Annotated in this window: 22 protein-coding genes; 12 read left to right on the plus strand and 10 right to left on the minus strand. The window is 71.3% G+C overall.

Going from position 1 to position 21,219, the window contains the following annotated elements; translation table 11 throughout:
- Positions 1–60 precede the first annotated feature (60 nt).
- The 4 genes from ABZW11_RS28270 to ABZW11_RS28285 form a co-directional block, all read right to left on the minus strand.
- A complete protein-coding gene (locus ABZW11_RS28270) occupies positions 61–780 on the minus strand; it encodes a cupin domain-containing protein (RefSeq protein ID WP_355423158.1) in 720 nt (239 codons plus the stop codon).
- On the minus strand, positions 777–1,679 hold the full coding sequence (locus tag ABZW11_RS28275; RefSeq protein WP_355423160.1) for a PmoA family protein: 903 nt from the start codon (positions 1,677–1,679) through the stop codon (positions 777–779). Before ABZW11_RS28275 ends, ABZW11_RS28270 begins: the two co-directional genes overlap by 4 nt.
- Complete coding sequence (locus ABZW11_RS28280) at positions 1,676–2,767, minus strand: Gfo/Idh/MocA family oxidoreductase (RefSeq protein ID WP_355423163.1); 1,092 nt, start codon at positions 2,765–2,767, stop codon at positions 1,676–1,678. The genes ABZW11_RS28275 and ABZW11_RS28280 overlap by 4 nt, the downstream gene beginning before the upstream one ends.
- Positions 2,768–2,877: 110 nt before the next feature.
- Positions 2,878–3,897 carry a LacI family DNA-binding transcriptional regulator gene (locus ABZW11_RS28285; RefSeq protein ID WP_355423166.1) on the minus strand — a complete coding sequence of 340 codons (1,020 nt, stop codon included), beginning with the start codon at positions 3,895–3,897 and terminating at the stop codon, positions 2,878–2,880.
- A gap of 115 nt (positions 3,898–4,012) precedes the next feature.
- Here ABZW11_RS28285 and ABZW11_RS28290 point away from each other — a divergent pair, with 115 nt between their 5' ends.
- Positions 4,013–5,272, plus strand: coding sequence for a serine hydrolase domain-containing protein (locus ABZW11_RS28290; RefSeq protein ID WP_355423169.1), 1,260 nt, complete (start codon positions 4,013–4,015; stop codon positions 5,270–5,272).
- A gap of 121 nt (positions 5,273–5,393) precedes the next feature.
- The gene (locus tag ABZW11_RS28295; RefSeq protein ID WP_355423172.1) at positions 5,394–5,804 is read left to right on the plus strand and encodes a hypothetical protein; all 411 of its coding nucleotides are present in this window, start codon (positions 5,394–5,396) and stop codon (positions 5,802–5,804) included.
- Positions 5,805–5,856: 52 nt separating this feature from the next.
- Here ABZW11_RS28295 and ABZW11_RS28300 read toward each other — a convergent pair whose 3' ends face one another.
- The 4 genes from ABZW11_RS28300 to ABZW11_RS28315 all read right to left on the minus strand — a co-directional run bounded on the left by ABZW11_RS28300 (position 5,857) and on the right by ABZW11_RS28315 (position 9,418).
- Positions 5,857–8,472, minus strand: a complete 2,616-nt coding sequence (locus tag ABZW11_RS28300; RefSeq protein WP_355423175.1) for a M36 family metallopeptidase — start codon at positions 8,470–8,472, stop codon at positions 5,857–5,859.
- Positions 8,473–8,626: 154 nt separating this feature from the next.
- Positions 8,627–9,151 (minus strand): NAD(P)H-dependent oxidoreductase, encoded by a 525-nt coding sequence (locus ABZW11_RS28305; RefSeq protein ID WP_355423178.1) that lies wholly within the window; start codon positions 9,149–9,151, stop codon positions 8,627–8,629.
- Positions 9,148–9,294 (minus strand): hypothetical protein, encoded by a 147-nt coding sequence (locus ABZW11_RS28310; protein WP_355423181.1) that lies wholly within the window; start codon positions 9,292–9,294, stop codon positions 9,148–9,150. The genes ABZW11_RS28305 and ABZW11_RS28310 overlap by 4 nt, the downstream gene beginning before the upstream one ends.
- Entirely contained in the window at positions 9,287–9,418 is a 132-nt protein-coding gene (locus ABZW11_RS28315) for a hypothetical protein (RefSeq protein WP_355423184.1), read from the minus strand. Before ABZW11_RS28315 ends, ABZW11_RS28310 begins: the two co-directional genes overlap by 8 nt.
- Positions 9,419–9,538: 120 nt before the next feature.
- Between ABZW11_RS28315 and ABZW11_RS28320 the strand changes: the two genes are divergently transcribed.
- The 8 genes from ABZW11_RS28320 (at position 9,539) to ABZW11_RS28355 (ending at position 16,714) form a co-directional block, all read left to right on the plus strand.
- Positions 9,539–9,871, plus strand: a complete 333-nt coding sequence (locus tag ABZW11_RS28320; RefSeq protein ID WP_355423187.1) for a putative quinol monooxygenase — start codon at positions 9,539–9,541, stop codon at positions 9,869–9,871.
- A gap of 197 nt (positions 9,872–10,068) precedes the next feature.
- Positions 10,069–11,277, plus strand: coding sequence for an ROK family protein (locus ABZW11_RS28325; RefSeq protein ID WP_355423190.1), 1,209 nt, complete (start codon positions 10,069–10,071; stop codon positions 11,275–11,277).
- 19 nt (positions 11,278–11,296) lie between these two features.
- Positions 11,297–12,106, plus strand: a complete 810-nt coding sequence (locus ABZW11_RS28330) for an ABC transporter permease (protein ID WP_355423193.1) — start codon at positions 11,297–11,299, stop codon at positions 12,104–12,106.
- Positions 12,103–12,882, plus strand: coding sequence for an ABC transporter ATP-binding protein (locus ABZW11_RS28335; RefSeq protein ID WP_355423195.1), 780 nt, complete (start codon positions 12,103–12,105; stop codon positions 12,880–12,882). Before ABZW11_RS28330 ends, ABZW11_RS28335 begins: the two co-directional genes overlap by 4 nt.
- A 35-nt stretch (positions 12,883–12,917) precedes the next feature.
- The gene (locus tag ABZW11_RS28340) at positions 12,918–13,892 is read left to right on the plus strand and encodes an aliphatic sulfonate ABC transporter substrate-binding protein (RefSeq protein WP_355423198.1); all 975 of its coding nucleotides are present in this window, start codon (positions 12,918–12,920) and stop codon (positions 13,890–13,892) included.
- A complete protein-coding gene (locus ABZW11_RS28345) occupies positions 13,889–15,382 on the plus strand; it encodes a sulfatase-like hydrolase/transferase (protein WP_355423201.1) in 1,494 nt (497 codons plus the stop codon). Before ABZW11_RS28340 ends, ABZW11_RS28345 begins: the two co-directional genes overlap by 4 nt.
- Before the next feature lie 105 nt (positions 15,383–15,487).
- Complete coding sequence (locus ABZW11_RS28350; RefSeq protein WP_355423204.1) at positions 15,488–16,414, plus strand: hypothetical protein; 927 nt, start codon at positions 15,488–15,490, stop codon at positions 16,412–16,414.
- A gap of 6 nt (positions 16,415–16,420) precedes the next feature.
- On the plus strand, positions 16,421–16,714 hold the full coding sequence (locus ABZW11_RS28355; RefSeq protein WP_355423207.1) for a hypothetical protein: 294 nt from the start codon (positions 16,421–16,423) through the stop codon (positions 16,712–16,714).
- A 9-nt stretch (positions 16,715–16,723) separates the two neighbouring features.
- On the opposite strand, the gene ABZW11_RS28360 is transcribed toward ABZW11_RS28355, so the two are convergent.
- Both ABZW11_RS28360 and ABZW11_RS28365 read right to left on the minus strand, forming a co-directional pair.
- Complete coding sequence (locus ABZW11_RS28360; RefSeq protein WP_355423210.1) at positions 16,724–17,017, minus strand: fumarylacetoacetate hydrolase family protein; 294 nt, start codon at positions 17,015–17,017, stop codon at positions 16,724–16,726.
- Between the two features lie 1,021 nt (positions 17,018–18,038).
- A complete protein-coding gene (locus tag ABZW11_RS28365) occupies positions 18,039–18,887 on the minus strand; it encodes a L,D-transpeptidase (RefSeq protein ID WP_355423213.1) in 849 nt (282 codons plus the stop codon).
- Between the two features lie 57 nt (positions 18,888–18,944).
- Here ABZW11_RS28365 and ABZW11_RS28370 point away from each other — a divergent pair, with 57 nt between their 5' ends.
- Complete coding sequence (locus ABZW11_RS28370; protein WP_355423216.1) at positions 18,945–19,592, plus strand: hypothetical protein; 648 nt, start codon at positions 18,945–18,947, stop codon at positions 19,590–19,592.
- Positions 19,593–19,685: 93 nt separating this feature from the next.
- Entirely contained in the window at positions 19,686–21,200 is a 1,515-nt protein-coding gene (locus ABZW11_RS28375) for a cytochrome b N-terminal domain-containing protein (RefSeq protein WP_355423219.1), read from the plus strand.
- The last annotated feature ends 19 nt before the right edge of the window (positions 21,201–21,219 follow it).

Raw genomic sequence — 21,219 nt, forward strand, 5'->3', positions numbered from 1 at the left:
CCTGTCAGGCGGCCCGCCCGAACCCGGCGTCTCGTCGCCCGTGCCGGTCATCATCCCTGGTCAGGTCGGGGTGTGGAGGATGGGGTGGGTGACGTCGTGGGCGCGGAGGTGGCCGCACATGCCCCACCGCTCCTCCGCGGGCGACTCCATGAGCGCCGCGTCCAGCAGGTGGCCGCCGTCGCCGCGTTCGAGGGCGTCGAGCACTGCGGAGGTGCGGCGGGTCTCCTCGGCGACCGTACGCTCCCAGATGCCCCGCCACTCCCCCACCCGGTCACGTACGAGCGCGACCGCGCTGTCGTAGAAGGCGCGCAGCGCGCCCGGGCCGCCGTCCACGAGCCGCGAGAAGCCCTCGACGGCCAGCTCCCTGCGCCGCCGCACCGCCTTCTCCACATCGACGGAGGGGAGGGTCGCGGCGGCGCGGTAGCGGGCGGGGTCGGCGACGACGTCCGGCGGGAACGTCATGACCGCGTCCCCCGCCTCGGGCAGCCCCGCGTTGGACATCACGACCACCACTTCGAGCCCGCCCCTGTTGACAGCGCGGTGGATGGTGCCGGGCGTGAACCACACGGTGGTGCCGGGCAGCAGCTCGGTCTCGCGCAGCCCATTGGCGTCCAGCGTCTGGAGCGCGCCCCGCCCGCCGATCACCACGTACGCCTCCGTCGAGGCCGTGTGCAGGTGCGGCGTGCCGCCCTCCAGGCCGTCGGCGCAGGCGTTGCCCGAGTAGACCGACAGCCGGCTGACGGACGTGCCGCCGGGGAACGCCCCGGGAACGGCGGTCATCGCAGCGCCTCCCTCCCCAGCTCGGCGAGCTTGGCCGTGCCGTCCTCGCCCCGGTCGCCGTCGGCGATGACGACCGCGTACCGGAAGCTCAGGCTCTGCCCGTCGGGCAGCGGCACCTCCTCGCTGAAGAACGGCGCGGGGCACAGGCACGCGAACATCTCGGTGCGGGCGAACCACTGCGGCGGGTGCTGCGGGTTGGCGGTGTCGTCGACCATGACGATCGTGGAGTGCTCGCCGGTCTCGTCGTGCCGGCCGCGGAAGCCGAACCACTCGGCGCGCATGCCGCGCAGCTCGTCGCCGCCCGCCCCGGCAGGCGACTGGATGAGGCCGCCGGTGAACGAGCGGGGCCCGCGCCAGAACAGGCCGCCGTAGCCGGCGTTCTCGCGGCCCTTGGTGGTCGGGGAGCCGAAGTCGAGGGTGGCGCCTGACACGTTCGTCATGACGGTCTCGAAGACCAGCGCCCACGCGCCGTCGTCCACGACGGACGCGCTGAGCGCGCGCCGCTCCTCGATGACGGGCGCGCCAGCCTGGGACGTCCAGTCGAGCGCGTGCCCGATCCCGGCCCGGCCGCCGTCGGCGGTGAGGTTCGTCATCTCGCGGTGGACGGCGCTGCCGTTGTTGTCGAGCTGGCGGTAACGGCCGTCGGTGAACGTCGGCCCGCCCCAGAAATTGTGCTCGCCCACGTGCGGCAGCGACCAGGCGATGCCCTTGTGCCACACGTGGTCGTGCGGCCGGTAGAGCGACACGAGCGCGCCGCCGAGGGTGCGGATCGGGTGGAGGTACGGCTTGGGCGACTCCAGCACCGGCGTGTCGGGGCGGTAGACGTAGGTGAACAGCTCGGCGTCGCCCGCGGCGACCGTGACCGACTTTCCGACGGTGTGGGTGGCCTGCAGAGTCACTGGTTCCTCCAGGGGGCGCCGGTGCCGTCCATGCGGCGGGCGAACGGGCTGTCCGCGGTGATCTGCCCGGCCCGTACGCGCTCGCCGGTGAAGGCGGAGGCGTAGAGCGCGGCGATGAACTCCATCGTGCGGCGGGCTTCCTTGGTGGTCACCGGCGGCTGCTCGCCCTGGTCGAGCGCGTCGAGCACGGCCGCGAACCAGCCGGTGTGCCCGCTCGACCCCTCGGTGCGGTCGGCGCCCCACAGCGACTTGACGTCCTCGTGGGCGGGGGCCGGGGTGACCGTCCAGTCGTCGTCGGTGTAGCCGTACAGGTGCTCGACCTCGATCGTGGCGCGCTCGTAGTCGAAGCGCAGCACGGACGTCTCGCGCGGCGACAGCACCGAGTTGACGACGGTGGCCATGGCGCCGCTCTCGAACGTCACCAGCGCCATCGACACGTCCTCGGTCTCGACGGGACGTGCTTGGCGGGCGGCCATGGCGGTGACCTCGGTCCACGGGCCGAGCACCGACAGCAGCAGGTCGAACTGGTGGATGCCGTGCCCCATGGTGGGGCCGCCGCCCTCGGACTCCCAGGTGCCGCGCCACGGGACCGCGTAGTAGTCCTCGCCCCGGTACCACTGGGTCAGGCAGGTGGCCACCAGCGGGCGGCCCAGCTCACCCGCCCCGGCCAGGCGGCGCAGGCGGGCCGCTCCGGCGCCGAAGCGGTGCTGCAGGACGGTCGCGACGTGGGCGCCGGTACGCTGCTCGGCCTCGATCAGCGCATCGAACTCGGCCAGCGAGAGCGTCGGCGGCTTCTCCACCAGGGCCGTGACCCCGGCCTCCAGGCAGGCCAGCGCGATGGGGGCGTGCAGCTGGGGCGGGGTGCACAGGTGGGCGACGTCCAGCTCCTGCTCGCGCAGCAGCTCGTCGGCGCCGGCGTAGGCGTGGGGGATTGCGTACTTGTCGGCGAACTCGCGGGCCCGGCCGGCGTCCACGTCGGCCACGGCGACCAGCTCTGCCCGCCCTCCGGAGCTCTGCACGGCCCTGGCGTGGGCATGGGCGATCCCGCCGGTGCCGATGATCGCGGCCCGGTACTGCTGTCGAGACATGGGTTCCTTCGTCCGGTGGTCAGGTCGCGCGGCGCCGCGTGGGAAAACGTATTCCGCAGTCTGCCCCGCCCGTCACATGAGCGTCAAGAGCACCATCCCTGAGCAGGACGTCAGGCACGCGTGGAGTGGCGAGGGATCAGGTGGCCCGTCATCCGGAGGTGCCGGACGGTGTCCGAAGGGGTCAGGGCGTAGCGGATCGCCTGGGCGCCCGCCTCGGCGAGCGGGAGGGCGACCGTCGTCAAGGGCGGGGTGACGTCGCGGGCCAGGGGGATGTCGTCCACGCCCGTCACGGACACGTCCCCGGGGACGTCCACGCCGGCGGCCCGGAAGCCGGACAGGGCGCCGATGGCGATGGCATCGTTGACCGCGAGCACGGCCTGCCGCCCGTCCAGGCCACGGGCGGCCAGATCGCGGGCCGCCGCGTAGCCGCCGTCCCGGCTGACCGGGCAGGGCAGGACGAGGATGTCGCGGACGCCGCCGGCGCTCAGCCCGGCGACGCACCCCGCCGTACGGTCGGCGAGGTTGCGCAGGCCGGGCGACCCGGCGAGGATCGCCACCCGCCAGTGCCCGAGCGCGGCCACGTACGCCCCCACGAGCCGCCCGCAGCCGTGGTTGTCGAAGCCGATGGTGTCGAAGGGCAGGTCGGTGTCGCCGAAGATGACGGCCCGGCCGCCGTCCCGCTCGTACGACCGCAACTCCTCGGCCAGCCGGTCGTCGGACGCCCCCGCGAGGAACCGGTTGGAGGTGACGACGAGCGCCCGGGGCCGCAGCGACCGCAGCACGCGCACGGTCTCCGCCTGCCGCGCGGCGTCCCCCATCGTGGCGGACACCGTGACGAACGCCCCCGCCGTGCTGGCCTCCCGCTCCATAGCGGCCACCACCATGCCCATCGACGGCGTGGTCAGGTCGTCGGCCACGAGCGCGATGGAGTCGCCCGCCGTGCGCATGGCCCTGGCGGCGGCGTCGGCGGTGTAGCGCAGGTCGGCGGCGGCGGCGAGGACGCGGGCCGCGTACTCGGGAGCGACCTTCCTGGCGCTGCCGGCGAGCACGCGGGAGGCGGTGGCGACCGACACCCCGGCGGCGGCGGCCACGTCGCGCAGCGTGACCGTGGGCCTCGCCGCGTGGGGCATCCGCTCTCGTCCTCTCGTGGGGGGATTGCAGCGTACTCCCTCATGACGGCTGTCATATGGAGGTCGTGACAGCGGCATCTGCCCGGGGCGGGGCGCAATCGATCATGCTGGCGGCATGACGAAGCGACAGTCTGCCAAGAAGACCGGACGCCGCGCCGCCGCCGTGGCGGCGACGCTCGGTGTGCTGTTCGCCGCGAGCCCGGCGCAGGCCGCCACGGGTGAGGGGCTCGACCGGCGGGCGCTGCGCGAGGCGCTCGACGCCGTGCATGAGGCGGGCATGTACGGCCTGTACGGCGAGGTACGCGACGGGGCGAAGAGCTGGCGGGGCGCCTCGGGTGTGGCCGACGTGCGGACGAACCGCCCGGCCAAGCCGGACATGGTGCACCGGGTGGGCAGCATCACCAAGACGTTCACCGCGGTGGCCGTGCTGCAGCAGGTCGCCCGCGGCACGATCGAGCTGGACGCCCCGATCGGCCGCTACCTGCCGGACGTCGTGCCGGGCGAGCGCGGCCAGAAGATCACCGTACGCATGCTGCTCAACCACACCAGCCACATCGCCGACCTGGTCGGCCCGGCGTTCCCCTCCCTGTACGAGAACTCCGCGCAGAGCCTCGACGACCACCGCTTCCGGAGGCTGACCCGGCTGCAGACGGCGAAGTTCGGCCTCGACGCCCCGCCGACGGGCGAGCCCGGCGCCACCCCCGGCGTCTACTCCAACACCAACTACGTGCTGGCCGGCCTGCTGCTGGAGAAGGTGACGGGCACGAAGGCCGAGGACTACATCACCCGTCACGTGATCCGCAGGGCGGGCCTGCGGCACACGGCGTTCCCGCGCACGCCGCACATCCCCGGCCCGCACTCGAAGGCGTACGAGTCGATGCTCGGCCTCATCGACCCGCCGCGCGACTACAGCGTGTACGACATGTCGTGGGTCACCACGGCGGGCGCGCTGACGTCCACGATGGACGACCTCAACCGCTTCTACCGCGCGCTGCTGCGCGGCGAGCTGATCGGCCCGGCCGAGCTGGCGGAGATGAAGAAGACGGTGCCGGTCGTGGCCGGCGGGCTGCTCGACTACGGGCTCGGCATCTACGCCTACGACCTGCCGTGCGGCCGGTTCTGGGGACACAGCGGCAGCGTGTTCGGCATGGCGACGGAGTCGGCGACCAGCGAGGACGGCGGGCGCCAGATCTCGATGGGCGTCAACAGGACGAAGTACCAGGCCGTCGGCGAGAACGGCCAGGTCGTCCCGCACGCCATCGACTACGCCAGCGCGCGCTTCCTGGTGCTCGGCGCGTGCGGGGACGTGCAGGCCAGGACGGCGAAGCAGGGGTACGTCCCGTTCGCCGCGGATGGGGTGCGGGTGAAGCGCTGAGGAGTGTGGCGCCGATCACGTTCGTTGTGTGGATTCCTGCGCAGTCGTTGTGGTGCGTCCTCCGTAATGTCCCTCTTGCCGGAAGCACCCCGGCAGCACCGACCAGGGGGAGGAACCCGAAATGCGTAAGACCTTTGCGATCGCCGCTCTCGCCGGTTCGATGGCCGTCACCGGCCTCGCGATGAGCGCTCCGGCCCAGGCCGCCACTCAGGCCGCCACTCAGACCGCGCACTCGGCCGGGACGTCCTGGGGCAAGTTCTTCTCCAGCGACCACAAGGCGTACACGTTCGGCAAGACCTGGAAGTCGCACGGCAAGGTCTACACGAAGTGGTACGGCGTGGACAAGCGCGGCGGCAAGAAGGGCTGGGTCTGGTTCGAGGTCTACCAGAACGGCCACTGGACGAAGTTCAACAAGGCGTGGGACGGCAAGGTCGTCGGCACGTGGAGCGGCCGGGGCATCAAGAAGGTCTACACCTTCACCTGCTGGGCCGGGAAGTTCGACAACTGCGGCAAGAAGTACCGCATCTACTAAAGGGGGGAGGCCCGCGGCCCGGCACGGAAGCCGGACCGCGGGCCTTTTCCTGTCAGTACGAGAACGCCTGCAGCTCGGCCGCCCTGACCTGGTCCCGCTGCGGGCCGGCCGTGGCGCAGTCCGTCGCGGAGTTCGGGTCGTTGTCCTGCTCACCGGCGTACAGCGGGTTGCCGGTGCACTGGGTGGTGAGGGCGCGCAGCATCAGGTGCGTCGCGCTGGTGTCGCGCACGTCGAACGACTTGATCAGCATGTTCGCGCCGCGCGGGCGCGGCAGCGAGGCGTCGAAGGCGTTCTTCTGGCTGGTGTAGATCTTCTTGAAGCTCGCCGGGTCGGCGCAGCTCCCGCTGCACGCCAGCACCTCGAAGGAACGCAGGCTGGAGAAGCGGTTCTGCGCGCCAGGGTCGGCCGGGTCGCCGACGTTCGGCCGCAGCATGGCGCTGACCTGCACCCGGCTGATCTTGACCGGCTTGTCGCCCGCCAGGTCCACCACCACCGACTTGCCGGCCGGCGCGCCGGTGAGCGAGGCCCAGTTCGTGGCCTCGGTCTCGTCGATGAGCTTGTCCTGGTTGACGCCGTCACCGCCGGCCGTCGCGCCGCTCGCCGCCGACGCGTGGTTGCGCGGCATGACCAGCGGGAGCGGCAGCTCGACGCCGGGCACGACCGCGTACGTCAGCCGCCGGTGACCGAAGCCGGGGCCCGCGACGACGAAGTCGTACACGCCGGGCGTCATCGTGACCGTGTCGCCGAGCTCGGTCGCCGGGTCGGTGTCGGCCACCGGGACCGCGCGGGCCTCGTAGTCGCCCACGTACAGCCGCAGTACCGCGCCCTTCGCCTCGCCGAGCGGCTTGAGCTTCAGTGAGCCGTTCTCGCCCCTCGGGTCGACGAAGCTCGGCGTCGGGTCGGCGTCGCCCGCGCCGCGGCTGGACGCGCCCTCGCCCAGGCCGTGCTCGGCGAACGCGCGCCACATGATGTCCTGGTTCTTGCCGCCGAACCGGATCGCGTCGGCCGCGAGCAGCGCGTCACGGTGGTCGACGTAGCTGACCGCGCCCGAGGCCATCAGCAGCAGCGCGTCGAACGACAGCTGCGCCCAGCGCCGGTTGCCCGGGCACTTCTCGACCGGCGTCTTACCGTCGGCGCACGCCTGCTGCTGCTTGGCCGTGCCGGCGCCGTACCGCTTGACGAAGGCCGCCCGCACGTCGAACTGCGTCGCCGACCAGATCTCGCCGTCCGCGTGCACCTGCGCCCCGACGATGTCGTACGCCACGTCGCTGTAGTTGAGCGGCGACTTCGACATGTCGTAGTTGCGGATGCCGCGTTCCTTGTCGCCGGTGACGTAGCCGCCCGTGACGTACGGGGTGCGGCCGGCGGGGCGGAAGCCGTACTCGTTGAGGTACTCCATGGAGAACAGGTCGGACGTGCTCTCGTTCATGGCTCCGGCCTGGGCGCCGCTCCAGCCGGAGTTCGGGCCGGCGATCATGCGGCCGGAGATGGCGTGCGTGTACTCGTGGGCGATGACCGACATGTCGTAGTCGCCGTCCACGCACGGCGAGTAGAACGAGCCGGCGATCGGCTGCCACAGGTACATGTTGGTGATCGGCGCCACCCCGTCGGGGCCGGTGATCTGGTTGGCGTTGTCCCGTACGGACAGCACCCGCGCGCCCGCCTGCGCGTTGCCCTGCTCGGGGTCGCCGCCGAGCCCGCCGCGACCGCCGTTGTCCGCCTGCATGTTCCAGGCCGTCTCGGTGAAGCCGAGGCGGTAGGACCAGTCGTGCATGCGGTTGTGCGCGACGTGCAGGTTGGAGATGGCCGCTTCGAGGTCGGCCTCGCCCGGCTGGTCGAACACGGCAGGGTCGCACTTGGACTCGTGCCAGGTGTTCTTCCACGGGTAGCGGTAGTCCCTGGCCGGGGTGAGCACGTTGGTGCGGGTGCCGACGGAGAACGGGTCGCCGCTGGCGCGCTTCTCGTACGTCCTGGCCGCGTTGCCGACGCTGGTGTTCGTGGGCTCGTTCGTGAGGTGGTCGACGTCCCACGGCCTGCCGGCCGCCGGGTCGCCGCCGATCACCCGGTCACAGCCGGGGCCGGGCGCGGCGCACCACTTCTGGCGGGTGTCCTTGGAGGAGTAGTCGTCACGCGGGTTCGACGGGAAGACCGACCACTCCGGGTTTCCCGGGTCGGCGTGGTGGTCGGCATGGTGGTCGGCGTGGTGGTCGGCGTGGTGGTCGACGTGGTGGTCGACGAGGTTCTCGCGGGTGAGGATCGCGCCGGTGACCGCGTCCACGTGCGTCGTGTACGCCGCCTCCGCGCCCTGCGCGCCGCCGATCAGCACCACCTGGTACGCGCTGTGCACCCCGCCGGGCGCGGGCACCGCCACCTCCGTGGCCTGCTTGGTGCCGGCCGTGGCGAGGTCGATGCCGCCGTCCTCGGCCGCGATCTCCATGGCCCGCTGCGCGGTGATCGCGGCGGCCGGCGGCGTGCCCGTCTCGCGCGACAGCGACGACGTGACGTGCCTGACCTGGCCGTCCGTCACGCCGATCGCGACCAGGCCGTCCACCCCGGCGGGCAGGTCGCCGAAGCGCTGGCGCAGCAGCACCGCGTGCCCGGGACCGATGGCGTTGACCGCGACCGTCTCCAGCGCGTCGATCGAGGCGGCGGACAGGCCGAAGAGCATCAGCGTATAAGCGGGAATAAAGCCCGCCCCGGCAACCCGCGCACCACCAGGACGGGCCGGACGACGCCGTCAAGGGGGGCCGTCAAGGGGGGGCCGTCAAGGGGGGCCGTCAAAGGGGGCCGTCACATGGGGCGGTCACGGTCACTTGGGGCGGTCACATGAGCGTGCAGAGGGTGGCGTTGGTCTGCGGGGCGACGCGTTCCGACCAGATGGTGAGCACCTCGTCCAGCCGGGGCAGGTCCGCCTCGACGACGGCGAGGCCCGGCGTGGGGACGGTCGCGCCCAGCTCCACCAGCAGCGGCCGCAGGTGCACCTCGACCGCGAGCGCGTGCCGGGCGTCGCCCATGACCAGCAGCGGCAGCGCCGCCTTGCCGGCCAGCGCCTGCGGCGGCAGCCGGTCCAGGAACGCCTTGAGCAGCCCGGTGTAGGTGCCCTTGTAGGTGGGGCTGGCCACGACCAGCACGCTCGCCTCGGCGACCAGCTCAAGCGCGACCTCCACGCCGGTGGAGACGCCAGGGCTGAGCAGGTGCGGGCCGAGCGCCGACAGGTCGATCACCTCGTAGGAGTCCGCCGCCCCCAGCCGGTCGAGCCGCTGCCCGACGGCCTTGGCGGCCTCGACGGCCACGGTCAGCGTCCTGGACCCGGAGCGCGGGTTGCCCACCAGGGCGAGGACGCTCATCGGCCCACCACCGCCGCGATCACCCGGAGCCGGCCGCCGGGCACCCGTCGTTCGCTCACCCAGTCCTCCTCAGCCTCGTCGTCGGGCAGGTCGTACCAGTGGACGTCGCCCTCGAGCCCGTCCAGCCGTGCCGTGTCAGCCATGCGCGGCCGCCACCCTTCGCTTCCTGGCCGCCGCGACCTCGCCGCGCAGCAGGCTCCATACGTGCCGCCGGCTCCGCGCCGCCGGCGTCACGTTCCTGAGGGTGAGGTGCGGAGCCTGACTCATGCGTACGAAGCTACGAGGCACCGCCCGCAAAGTCAACATTTCCTACATGAGATGAAGACAATAGTCCCTCGATATCGTCGAGCCGTAACGCCGCCTGACGATTCACATCGAGGGGTTTCGATGATCTTCATCACCGCGAAGTTCCGCGTCCTGCCCGAGCACGCCGACGACTGGCCGGCCATCACCCGCGACTTCACCGCCGCCACTCGCGCCGAGGCCGGCTGCCTGTGGTTCGACTGGTCGCGCAGCCTCGACGACCCGAACGAGTACGTGCTGGTGGAAGCCTTCAGGGACGACGAGGCGGGCGCCGCCCACGTCCAGTCGGATCACTTCAAGCAGGCCCAGCAGACCCTCCCGCCGCACCTGGCGGAGACGCCCCGCATCGTCAACACCACCATCGCCCAGGACGACTGGTCCGAACTGGGCGAAATGGCCGTCAAGCACTCCGCCTGACCCATCTCCCGGGCCGCCCACGCGGCGGCCCGGGGCCACGGCGACAGGGCGCGCGGCGGCGGCCGTTACGCGAACGTTACGAGCGCGCCGGAACCACTCACAGGTACGTCATCGCAGGTCACAGCGCACATCACGGCATGGGCGCCTTTTTTTCCGGGTTATTGACGAAAAACCACGGACCTCGGCAGACTCTCCGCATGGCACCACCCCGTGGCCCCCTTTCGCAACTCCGGCGCGGGCACGAAGAGCTCGTGCTCGGCCTGTTGCGCAAGCACGGCCCCCTGAGCCGGGGCGAGCTGGGCAAGCGTTGCGGCCTGTCCAGGACGACCCTCTACGACATCCTCGCCGAGCTGGTGGCGAGCGGCGCCGTGGTCACCGCGTCCGCGCAGGAGACCCCGCGCGGCCGGGGCAGGCCGGCCGAGACGCTGACTCTCAACCCCGACGCCGGCCAGGCCATCGGCATCGACTTCGCCCGACGCGGCCTGCACGTCGCGGCCGTCAACCTGGCGCACGAGATCGTCGGCTCGGCCAGCGAGCCGCACGACGCCGACCTGCCGTGGGAACAGCGGGTCGAGCTGGCCGAACGGCTCATCGGCTCCCTCACCGGCACCGGCTCGGGCGCGCTGCGACTGGGCGCGCTGGACGCGATCGGCGTCGGCGTCGTCGGCGCCCAGGTCGAAGGCCCCGCCACGGACCCCGGCGAGACCCCGCCGCACCCCGTCCACGTGCTGCTGCGGGAGCGGTTCGGCGTGCCGGTGCTGCTCGACAACAACACCAGGCTGGCCGCGCTGGGCGAGGCGATCTGGGGGGCGGCGGCAGGCGGGCAGGACGTGCTGTACCTGCGGCTGTCGCACGGTGTCGGCGGCGGGCTGGTGGTCGGCGGATCGTTGCACCGGGGCGCGTACGGGCTGTCGGGCGAGTTCGGCCACATCACGGTCGATCCGGGCGGCGCGCGCTGCGACTGCGGCGGCACCGGCTGCCTGGAGACCGTCGCCTCCATCAGGGCCGTGCTGGACGCCTACCGAGCGACCGGCGGGAGAGCCGCCGACGTGCCCGAGCTGGTCAAGGCGGTCAGGGCGGGCGAGCGAAGCGCGCTGGACGTGCTGGATCGGGTGGGCGGCAGGATCGGCGAGGTGCTGGCCGCCGTCTGCAACGCGATCGGCCCCAGCGTCATCGTGGTCGGCGGCGAGCTGGTCGAGACCGGCCAGGCGCTGGTCGAGCCGATCGAGCGCACGCTGCACGACCACGTCATGCCGGTCTCGCGGCACCGGGTGAGCCTGCGCAGGGCGACGCTCGGCGAGGTCGCGGGAGCGCTCGGCGGCATCGCCCTGGTGCTGCACGAATCCCCCTTGCTGTCCCGCTATCCGGCAGGCCCGGATCTCGCTGAGGACCCCACATCACCATGACGCAATCGAGGCACCACCCATGACCCAGCTCACCGCGACGGGCAAGGCGCAGGCGGCTCCGGCCGCGCGGCGCGGGCCCAGGCGCTCGCGGCGCGCCCTCGCACTCAACCTGGTCGCCGTCGTCGTCGGCCTGCTCGTCTGGACGGCGCTGGCCACCATAGGCGTGCAGGGCCTGCCGAACCCGCTGGAGGTGGCCGGCCGCGCGGCCGAGCTGATCGGCGACGGCACGCTGGTGACCGACGCCCTGGCCAGCCTGCGCCGCGTCCTGATCGGCTTCCTGCTCGGCACGCTGCTGGCGATCCCCGTCGGCTTCCTCATGGGCTGGTACGCCACCGCGCGCGGCCTGCTGGAGCCGTACGTGCAGTTCTTCAGGACGATCCCGCCGCTGGCGATCATCCCGCTGGCCATCGTGCTCATGGGCATCGACGAGCGGCCGAAGATCTTCGTCATCTTCCTGGCGGCGTTCCTGTCGAGCGTGGTCTCCACCTTCCAGGGCGTCGTGGACGTGGACAGGACGCTGATCAACGCCGCCCGCGTGCTCGGCGCGTCCGACCGGACGATCTTCCTGCGGGTCGTGGTGCCGGCCTCGACGCCGTTCATCCTGGTCGGGATGCGGGTGGGGCTGGGCGCGGCCTGGGGCACGCTGGTCGCGGCCGAGCTGATCGCCGCGCAGGAGGGCCTGGGCTTCCGGATGCAGCAGGCCCAGCTCTACTACGACCTGTCCACGATCTTCGTGGGCCTGATCACCATCGGCGTGCTCGGCCTGCTGATGGACCGCCTGCTGCTGCTGGCCGAACGCCGCCTCACGAACTGGCAGGAGCGCCGATGAACAACAAGATCTCGTTCAGGGACGTCGTCAAGACGTACCCGATGAAGGACGGCACCTTCACCGCGCTCGACCACGTGTCGCTGGACATCGCCGACCGCGAGTTCGTCACCGTCGTCGGCCCTTCTGGGTGCGGCAAGAGCACGCTGATGAGCATGGCGGCCGGGCTGGTCGAGCCGACCGGCGGCGAGGTGCTGGTGGACGGCCGGCCGGTCGACGGTCCAGGCCCCGAACGCGGGGTGATCTTCCAGCAGTACGCGCTGTTCCCGTGGCTGACCGTGCGCAAGAACGTCGAGTTCGGGCTGAAGCTCAAGGGGCTGCCCGCCGACGAGCGCAGGCGGCGGGCCGAGCAGGCGATCGAGCTGGTGGGCCTGTCCGACTTCGCCGACGCGCTGCCGAAGGCGCTGTCGGGCGGCATGCGGCAGCGGTGCGCGATCGCCCGCGCGTACGCGGTGGACCCGCAGGTCCTGCTCATGGACGAGCCGTTCGGCGCGCTCGACGCGCTGACCAGGGTGCAGTTGCAGGATCAGCTCCTCGCCACGTGGAGCAGGGAACAGCGCACGGTCATGTTCATCACCCACGACGTGGACGAGGCCGTCTACCTGGCCAGGCGGGTCATCGTCATGGCCGCGCGGCCCGGCCGCATCCAGCAGATCATCGACGTCGACCTGCCGTACCCGAGGACCGAGGAGATGCGGCTCTCGCCCGAGTTCGGGCGGATCCGCAACGAGGTCTGGCACGCCGTCTACCACCAGGCGTCCGCCGCCCCCGCGGCCTGAACCCGCCCGAACCCCCAGCACAGAAAGAAGGACCGATGGCCAAGCGTTCCCTTCGCCGCGCCCTGACGGCCGCCTCGGCGGTGAGCCTGCTGGCACTCTCCGTGACCGCCTGCTCCGACGACGGCTCCACCGTCAGGTTCGGCTACATCAGCGACTACAACGGCGCCAGCCTGCTCGCCATCGCCGAGAAGCAGGGCCTGTGGGACAAGCAGGGGCTCACCCCCGAGATCAAGGTGTTCACGAACGGGCCGCTGCAGATCCAGGCGCTCGGCGCGGGCGACCTCGACTTCGGCTACATCGGCCCGGGCGCGATGTGGCTGCCCGCCACGGGCAAGGCCAAGGTCGTCGCCATCAACACGCTGGCGTACGCGGACCGCGTGATCGGCCGGCCCGGCATCAAGACGATCCAGGACCTCAAGGGCAAGAAGGTCGGCGTGCCGGAGGGCACGTCCGGCGACATGGTGCTCAACCTGGCGCTGCAGAAGGCCGGCATGTCGGTCAAGGACATCGAGAAGGTGCCGATGGACCCGGCCACGGTCGTGTCGGCGTTCGCCTCCGGGCAGATCGACGGGGCCGGCATCTGGTATCCGCTGATCGACAACATCAAGCAGCAGGTGCCGGACATGGTGGAGATCGCCAGTACGAAGGAGTGGCCGGACAGCTCGTTCCCGACCGCATTCGTCGGCGGCACGGAGGTGGACGAGGCGCTCACCAACAAGGTGATCAAGGTGCTGCAGGAGGCCAACGACTGGCGGGCCGCGCATCCCGAGGAGGCGATCACCGAGTCCGCCGCGCTGCTCAGGCTCGACCCGGCCAAGGTCAAGGCCGACGCGGCCAACGTCCAGACGATGACCACCGAGGACCTGGTGAACAAGACCAAGGACGGCACGGTGGCCAAGTGGCTGAACAGCCTCGGCGACTTCTTCGTCGGCACCGGCCAGCTGAAGTCCAGGCCCGACCCCTCCACGTACTACACCGGCGATCTCTACACGAAGGCCTTCACCAAGTGAACCTGCTGTTCCTGATGACCGACCAGCACCGCGTCGACACCCTGGGCTGCTACGGCAACCCGCACGTCGCCACGCCCAACCTCGACAGGCTGGCCGCGAGCGGCACCCGGTTCGACCGGTTCTACACGCCGACGGCCATCTGCACGCCGGCGCGGGCCAGCCTGCTCACCGGGCAGGCCCCGTTCCGTCACCGGCTGCTGGCGAACTACGAGCGCAACGTCGGTTACCTGGAGGACCTGCGGGAGGACGCCTTCACCTTCCCCGAGGCGCTCAAGGAGCGCGGCTACCAGCTCGGGCTCATCGGCAAGTGGCACGGCGGCACCAGCCGCAACGCCGCCTCCTACGGCTTCGACGGCCCCGACCTGCCCGGCTGGCACAACCCGGTCGACCATCCCGACTACCTCGCCTACCTGGCGGAGCGGGGGCTGCCGCCGTACCGGATCTCGGACCTCGTCCGAGGGACGACGCCGAACGGCAACCAGGGCAACCTGCTGGCCGCGCGGCTGCACCAGCCGGTGGAGGCCACGTTCGAGCACTACCTGGCGACCAGGGCGATCGAGCACATGGAGCGCTACGCCGCCGACGGCCGGCCGTTCTTCCTCGCCACCCACTTCTTCGGGCCGCACCTGCCGTACCTGCTGCCTGACGAGTACTTCGACATGTACGACCCGAGCCTGGTGGAGCTGCCGCCGTCGATCGCCGAGACGTTCGAGGGCAAGCCGCCGGTGCAGCGCAACTACAGCGCGCACTGGACGTTCGACACGATCCCGATCGAGGTCACCCGCAAGCTGATCGCCGTCTACTGGGGTTACGTGACGCTGATCGACCAGCAGATCGGCCGCATCCTCGACCGCATGGACGAGCTGGGGCTGAGTGACGGCACGTCCGTCTTCTTCACCGCCGACCACGGCGAGTTCACCGGCGCCCACCGCCTGCACGACAAGGGCCCGGCCATGTACGAGGACATCTACCGCATCCCCGGCATCATCCGCGTCCCCGGGCAGCAGCCGCAGGTCAGGGACGAGTTCGTCACGCTGACCGACTGCACGGCGACCATCCTCGACCTGGCCGGCTGCGACACCGGGCCGGCCGTGGACAGCCGCAGCCTGCTCCCGCTCGTCCGCGGCGAGCACCCGGAGTGGCCCGGCGAGCTGCTGGCCGAGTTCCACGGCCACCACTTCCCGTACCCGCAGCGGATGATCCGCGACGACCGCTACAAGCTGATCGTCAACCCCGAGTCGGTCAACGAGCTGTACGACCTGCACGCCGACCCGCACGAGCTGAGCAACCGCTACACCCACCACGAGCTGGCCCCCGTACGCCGCCGGCTGATGCGCCGGCTGTACGACCTGCTGCGCGAGCGGGGCGACAACTTCTACCACTGGATGACCCCGATGTACGACATCGGCGCCCTCGACTACGACCCCACGCTCAGCTCCTTCGAGAAAGAGGGCGAGAAGGAGGGCGAGAAGGAGGACTCCCCCTCCTGACCGGCATCGGCCGGACCGATTCCCGTTCCGGCAAACGCGTGTCGCCCGGCCCGGTTCGTGTGCTTGACTCCCGCCTTGGCACTACCGCACCGATGGGGAGAGTTCATGGGGGAGTTCGTGGGGATCGACCCCCGTGGCGCGCACGAACTGATCCGCCGCATGGAGGCGGGCAAGGCGTACGTCAGCGCGACCCGGCCGGGTCTCGAGACGGCGATCGCCGAGGCGGAGCAGGACTGGGCCGGCCGCCAGGGCACCACCGCCCTGCACCGCGCCTGGGTGTTGTTCCACGACTCCCAGCAGGACCTGCGGTGGCGCATCGACACGATCGAGCAGCTCGTACCGGTGCGGGAGCGCGGCATGCTGACCGCGACCTTCCCTTTCACGGCCGAGCACGAGGCCAGGCAGGCCGCCGAGAGCGCCGCCCGCGCCATCCTCGCCGCTGAGCGGGACGACGAACGGGCGGGCGAGCGGGAGGGCGGGGACGTGGCGGCGGCGGTCGCGGCCGTCGAGGGCGAGGTCCGCGATCCCGCGTACGCGACGGCGCTGCTTTCCGCGCTCGGCACCGAGACGTTCATCCGGCTGCTCGAAGGGCACGGCGGGCCGCTGGCGCGGGCGTACGCGAGCGCGGAGCGCACCGGGCGGCTCGGCGACGCCTGGCACGAGCTGGTGGCGACCGCCCCGGCGGGCGCGCTGACGGCCCTGGTCACGGGCGCCGAGCAGTCGGGCACGGTGCTCAACCGGGTCGCGACCACGCTGCTGAACCGCCCGCAGGACACCGGCTGGAGCCCTGGCGACCTGCTCCGGCCGTATGCCGCCAACCCGCTGGCCTTCCAGCAGCTGCTGGCCGAGCATCCCCGCGAGTCACGCGCCCTGCTGAGCGCCGCCACCGCCGACCCGGCCGCCGCCCGGGCGCTCGCGACCGCGCTGCACGAGGCGCTCAAGCCCGGCGTCGGGGCCGACGGGCTGCGCGAGCGCGCCTGGGCCACCGTCATCGGCACCCCGGGCGGCAGGACCGCCGCCGAAGGCGGCTGACCCGCGATGGCGACGAAGCACCAGCTCCTCCGCGAGGCTGCCGACAAGGAGTCGCTGGCCGCCGCGTTCATGCGGTACGCCAGGGGGCTCGCGGGCGCGTTCGACGGCATCCCGGTGCGGCCTGGCGACTGCGAGCCGTACTGGACGGGGCCGGCCGCGCAGCGGTACCTGACGCAGGTCGTCAGGCTCAGGCGCGAGGTGGCCGACCTGGAGGACTCCTGCCTGGCCACCGCCGACAACCTGCGCCGCCGCGCGGCGAGCCTGCGCGCCGCCGCCGCGGCCATCGTCGCCGACCGCTGAACGCGGGGACTAACGCATCGCGTCCAGACCGCGCACCACGCTGGTGGTGAGCGTGCCGATCTCGGAGATGCCGATCGTGACGGTGTCGCCGGCCTGGAGGGTGAACGGCAGGTCGGGCACCAGGCACGTGCCGGTGGCCAGCACGGCGCCGTCGGGGAAGGCGTCGGCGCGGTAGAGGTAACCGGCGAGGTCGTCGAGCCGCCGGTTGAGCTGGGAGGTGCTGGCCTTGCCGTCCCAGACGGTCTCGCCGCCCCTGACGATGGTGAGCGCGATGTCCAGCGTGTACGGGTCCGCGACCTGCACACGGGCCTGATGCCAGGGCCGACCGCGCAGCCGCCGAGGTAGATCTTGGCCTGCGGCAGGTAGAGCGGGTTGACCCCCTCGATGGTGCGGGAGCTGACGTCGTCGACGACCGTGTAGCCGACGATCTCGCCGCCCGCGTTCAGGACGAGACCCAGCTCAGGCTCCGGCACGTCGATCCCGGAGTCCTCGCGGACGGAGATGCGGCCGCCGTCGCCCGAGACCTTCCACGCCACCGACTTGAAGAACAGCTCGGGCCGCTCGGCGTCGTAGACCAGCTCGTACACGTCGGCTGCGCGCTCGCTCTCCAGCACCCTGGCCTCACGGGAGCGCCGGTAGGTGACGCCCGCGGCCCACACCTCCATGCGCCCGTCCACGGGCGGGAGCAGGGCGACGGAGCCCGAGGGGTGGCGGGGGCCGTCGGCGGACGCGCACCGCTCCTTGAGCTCATCGGAGGACAACCGGAGCAGCTCGCCGACGGTGGTGATCCCAGCCAGCTCCACCACCTGCTCGCCGTCGTCGATTCCTACTGCGTCGGCGCTGGTCAGTGGGCTGGTGAACCGTACGATCTGCATGCCTGCTCCTAGCTCCCTCACACGAGTCATCCGATGAATGGTCGCCTATGGGATCAACTTAGGGCAAGACCCAGGTGAGCAGGTCGATGGTCAAGCTGGGCGTCCGCGACCGAACCCGGCTGGTCCTCTTCGCGTACGAGTCGGGCCTGGTGGTCCCGGGAGATCAGAACGTCACCAGGAACTCGTAGCAGTTGAGCAGCCAGACGAGCAGCCACAGCGCGAGGGTCGGGAGCGGGATCAGCCCCCGGCCGGTTCCGTCTTCAGGCACCCGATACCAGCTCCCGTGAACGGGACGGCGTTCCTGTCGTGCCCTCATGGTAATTCGCCGCTCTGTGCGGAAGCGGTACAGGCCGACAAAGGATTCCCGATTGTGTCCTTTACTGAAACCGCGTCCTGAGAACCGCGTACTGAAAACCGCGTACTGAAAACCGCGTACTGAAAACCGCGGCCTATCCGTTCACCGGCTCGCCGAGCGCGCTGCCCGCCAGCCAGTCCTCCCACGACTTGGCCCACGGCGTCGGCCCGTTGCCGAACTGGAGTTTCCTGGACGTGCCTGTCACCTCGATGATGTCGCCGCGCTGGGTGAAGTCGTAGAACCAGCGGGCGTTGGCGGGGCTGGCGTTCACGCAGCCGTGGCTGACGTTCGAGCTGCCCTGCGCGCCGGTGGACCAGGGGGCGGCGTGGAAGAAAGTGCCGCTGTACGTCATGCGCACGTTCCACTTGGTCTTGATCCGATATTCGCCGGGCTCGCCGATCGTGGCGGAGTCCATGACGATGTCGGCCGCCTTCTCCTGCGCGATCATGACGCCGGAATAACTGTCGTCGCCCGGCCGCCCGAGGCTGACCGGAATGGTCTTGACGACCTTCCCGTTCTCGCGGACGACCGCCTTGTGGGCCTTGGCGCTGACCTTGGTGATGTGCTCGGGCCCGACGGTGAACGTCAGGCTGCGGTCCTTGGTGCCCCACAGTCCGGAGCCGGCGCGCAGCCCGGCGAGGTGCGCGACCACGGTCACCTTCTGCCCGGCCGGCCAGTACTCCCGCGGCCTGAACTGCACCTCGCGGTCGCTCACCCAGCTCCACGCCCCCTCGACCGGCTTGGACATGCGCACGACCAGCGACCGCTCGATCGCCGCCCTGGCCTTCTGCGAGGTGATCGGCTGCGAGAGCAGGAGCTGCACGGGCATGCCCACGCCGACCTTCTCGCCGTCGAGCGGCGCCATGCCGCTCTTCAGCACCCGTTTCGGCTTGAGCCAGGCGGACTCCTGCCCGGATTGGGCTCGGACATGCGGCCACGGCACGCGCGGCGCGAGTGAATGATCTTGATCTGGCGATCCGCCGGGCACAATCATGGGCCGGTGGATTACTACCTGATCTCCGCGACCGCGGGCGATCGCACGCCCGCAGGGCTCCTGGTGGAGGAGTTCGTCCTGTGTGAGGACTACACGGCGGCCGGAATCGACGGCGCCGAGTGGAGAACGGAGAACGGAGCCTGGTCCTCCTCCGCCGAGCTGAGCCGCGCCATCCGCGCCGACCGCGCGCTGCGCGGCCGGGTGACGCCGGTCAGCAGGCAGGAGGCGTACGACGCCTTCGCCCGCATGGGCGGCGGGGTGCTGCCGGAGGAGGCCGGGCTGCGCACGCTCTTCCAGGAGCGCCGCACGCTGCCCACCACCGCCCCGCTCAACCTCGGCGGCTCCAGAGCACGCCGCTACCGCATCCTGTTCGCCGGCGAGCTGGGCGCCGACGGCCTGGAGAACGCGCGCACGGCGCTGCGGCTTGAGCCGACCGGCGACCCGCGCGTGGTCGGCGCCGCCTCGGCCGACGCGGGCGGCCACGGCTTCAGCTGGGAGCTGCGCCGGATCGGCGCGGGCATCGCCTGGTGCGTGGACGTCACCGCGCGGCTCGGCTCGGGCCCGGTGACCGCGCTCGGCGCGCTGCTGCACCACCACCGCCAGGCGGTGCGCGAGCAGGGCCTCATCCCCGTGACCGTCGAACGCTTCGCCTGAGAGAACCACATCCGCCGGCCGGTGAGTGTCACATTCGCGGCCCCTATCCCGTCTTGTCCATAAGGGTCCGGACAAGACGCATGCGGGGTGGCGATGAAGGGCAGCTCACTGGCCGGGGCGCTGGACGACCGGCTCGGCGGGGCCGGGTTTCTGAAGAAGGCGATGCGGAAGGTCTTCCCCGACCACTGGACGTTCCTGCTGGGCGAGATCGCGTTATACGCCTTCGTGGTCATCCTGCTCACCGGCGTCTTCCTGACGTTCTTCTTCAAGCCGTCCATGCAGGAGGTCGTCTACGACGGCAGTTACGCGCCGCTGCACGGCGTCACGATGAGCGAGGCGTACGCGTCGTCGCTGGAGATCACCTTCGAGGTGCGCGGCGGCCTGCTGATGCGGCAGATGCACCACTGGGCCACGCTCATCTTCCTCGGCGCCATCGTCATCCACCTGCTGCGCAACTTCTTCACCGGCGCCTTCCGCAAGCCGCGCGACCTCAACTGGCTGATCGGCGTGACGCTGTTCGCCCTGGTGCTCATCAACGGGCTGTTCGGCTACTCGCTGCCGGACGACCTGCTGTCCGGGGCCGGGCTGCGCATCCTGCACGGGGTGATCATCTCGGTGCCGCTGGTGGGGACGTACCTGGCGATGTTCCTGTTCGGCGGGGAGTTCCCCGGCGAGGACATCATCGCCCGCCTCTTCAGCCTGCACGTGCTGCTGATCCCCGCGCTGCTGCTCGTGCTGCTCCCGCTGCACGCGGTGGTGCTGACGTGGCGGCAGACGCACACCCAGTTCCGCGCCAAGGGGCTGCGCAACGATCAGGTGCGCGGCGCGCCGTTCTTCCCCGCGTTCCTGGCGAAGACGACGGTGTTCTTCCTGTGGGTGACCGGGGTGATCACGCTGCTCGCTACGGTGTTCCAGATCAACCCCATCTGGCTGTACGGGCCTTACCTGCCCAGCACGGTCAGCGCCGGCTCCCAGCCCGACTGGTACATGGGCTTCCTGGAGGGCGCGCTGCGGATCATGCCGCCCTGGGAGTTCACCGTCTTCGGCTCCACGGTGACGATGAGCGTGCTGATCCCGGCGCTCGGCGCGCCCGGCCTGTTGTTCACCGCGCTGGCGCTCTATCCGTTCGCCGAGCGGTGGGTCACCCGTGACCGTGCCGTGCACCACCTGCTCGACCGGCCGCGCGACGTGCCCGTGCGGACGGCGCTCGGGGTCGCGGGCATCGTCTACTACGGCGTGCTGTGGCTGGCCGGCGGCAACGACCTGATCGCCTCGACCTTCCACATCTCGCTCAACGCGACCACGTGGATCTTCCGCGTCGCCATCGTCGCCGGGCCCGTGCTGGGGTACATCGTCACCCACCGGATCTGCCTGGGCCTGCAGCTACGCGACCGGCACACGCTCGCGCACGGGGTGGAGACCGGGGTGATCGTACGCGGGCCCGACGGCGGCTTCACCGAGATCGAGCGCCCGGTGACCGAGGAGGAGCAGGCCGTCCTGGAACCCGGCTCCCCACCCGCGCTGCCACCCGCCCCACCGAACGGCGACGTGCCACCGCCGGCCGGTGAACGCGTCCGCCGCGCGCTCCAGCGCTCCTGGCTCAACTGACCCCCCGCCCCGGCCTCTC

This window comes from Nonomuraea sp. NPDC004580 (assembly GCF_040609855.1).
Classification (GTDB): Bacteria; Actinomycetota; Actinomycetes; order Streptosporangiales; family Streptosporangiaceae; genus Nonomuraea; species Nonomuraea salmonea.

What these genes read in the sequence shown, in the direction of transcription:
- ABZW11_RS28335 (WP_355423195.1), top strand. Translation starts at nt 12,103, where the DNA reads ATGAACAACAAGATCTCGTTCAGGGACGTCGTCAAGACGTACCCGATG.
- ABZW11_RS28310 (WP_355423181.1), bottom strand. Translation starts at nt 9,294, where the DNA reads ATGGCTGACACGGCACGGCTGGACGGGCTCGAGGGCGACGTCCACTGG.
- ABZW11_RS28290 (WP_355423169.1), top strand. Translation starts at nt 4,013, where the DNA reads ATGACGAAGCGACAGTCTGCCAAGAAGACCGGACGCCGCGCCGCCGCC.
- ABZW11_RS28270 (WP_355423158.1), bottom strand. Translation starts at nt 780, where the DNA reads ATGACCGCCGTTCCCGGGGCGTTCCCCGGCGGCACGTCCGTCAGCCGG.
- ABZW11_RS28320 (WP_355423187.1), top strand. Translation starts at nt 9,539, where the DNA reads ATGATCTTCATCACCGCGAAGTTCCGCGTCCTGCCCGAGCACGCCGAC.
- ABZW11_RS28295 (WP_355423172.1), top strand. Translation starts at nt 5,394, where the DNA reads ATGCGTAAGACCTTTGCGATCGCCGCTCTCGCCGGTTCGATGGCCGTC.
- ABZW11_RS28280 (WP_355423163.1), bottom strand. Translation starts at nt 2,767, where the DNA reads ATGTCTCGACAGCAGTACCGGGCCGCGATCATCGGCACCGGCGGGATC.
- ABZW11_RS28305 (WP_355423178.1), bottom strand. Translation starts at nt 9,151, where the DNA reads ATGAGCGTCCTCGCCCTGGTGGGCAACCCGCGCTCCGGGTCCAGGACG.
- ABZW11_RS28330 (WP_355423193.1), top strand. Translation starts at nt 11,297, where the DNA reads ATGACCCAGCTCACCGCGACGGGCAAGGCGCAGGCGGCTCCGGCCGCG.
- ABZW11_RS28350 (WP_355423204.1), top strand. Translation starts at nt 15,488, where the DNA reads ATGGGGGAGTTCGTGGGGATCGACCCCCGTGGCGCGCACGAACTGATC.
- ABZW11_RS28300 (WP_355423175.1), bottom strand. Translation starts at nt 8,472, where the DNA reads ATGCTCTTCGGCCTGTCCGCCGCCTCGATCGACGCGCTGGAGACGGTC.
- ABZW11_RS28325 (WP_355423190.1), top strand. Translation starts at nt 10,069, where the DNA reads ATGGCACCACCCCGTGGCCCCCTTTCGCAACTCCGGCGCGGGCACGAA.
- ABZW11_RS28315 (WP_355423184.1), bottom strand. Translation starts at nt 9,418, where the DNA reads ATGAGTCAGGCTCCGCACCTCACCCTCAGGAACGTGACGCCGGCGGCG.
- ABZW11_RS28340 (WP_355423198.1), top strand. Translation starts at nt 12,918, where the DNA reads ATGGCCAAGCGTTCCCTTCGCCGCGCCCTGACGGCCGCCTCGGCGGTG.
- ABZW11_RS28285 (WP_355423166.1), bottom strand. Translation starts at nt 3,897, where the DNA reads ATGCCCCACGCGGCGAGGCCCACGGTCACGCTGCGCGACGTGGCCGCC.
- ABZW11_RS28375 (WP_355423219.1), top strand. Translation starts at nt 19,686, where the DNA reads ATGAAGGGCAGCTCACTGGCCGGGGCGCTGGACGACCGGCTCGGCGGG.
- ABZW11_RS28355 (WP_355423207.1), top strand. Translation starts at nt 16,421, where the DNA reads ATGGCGACGAAGCACCAGCTCCTCCGCGAGGCTGCCGACAAGGAGTCG.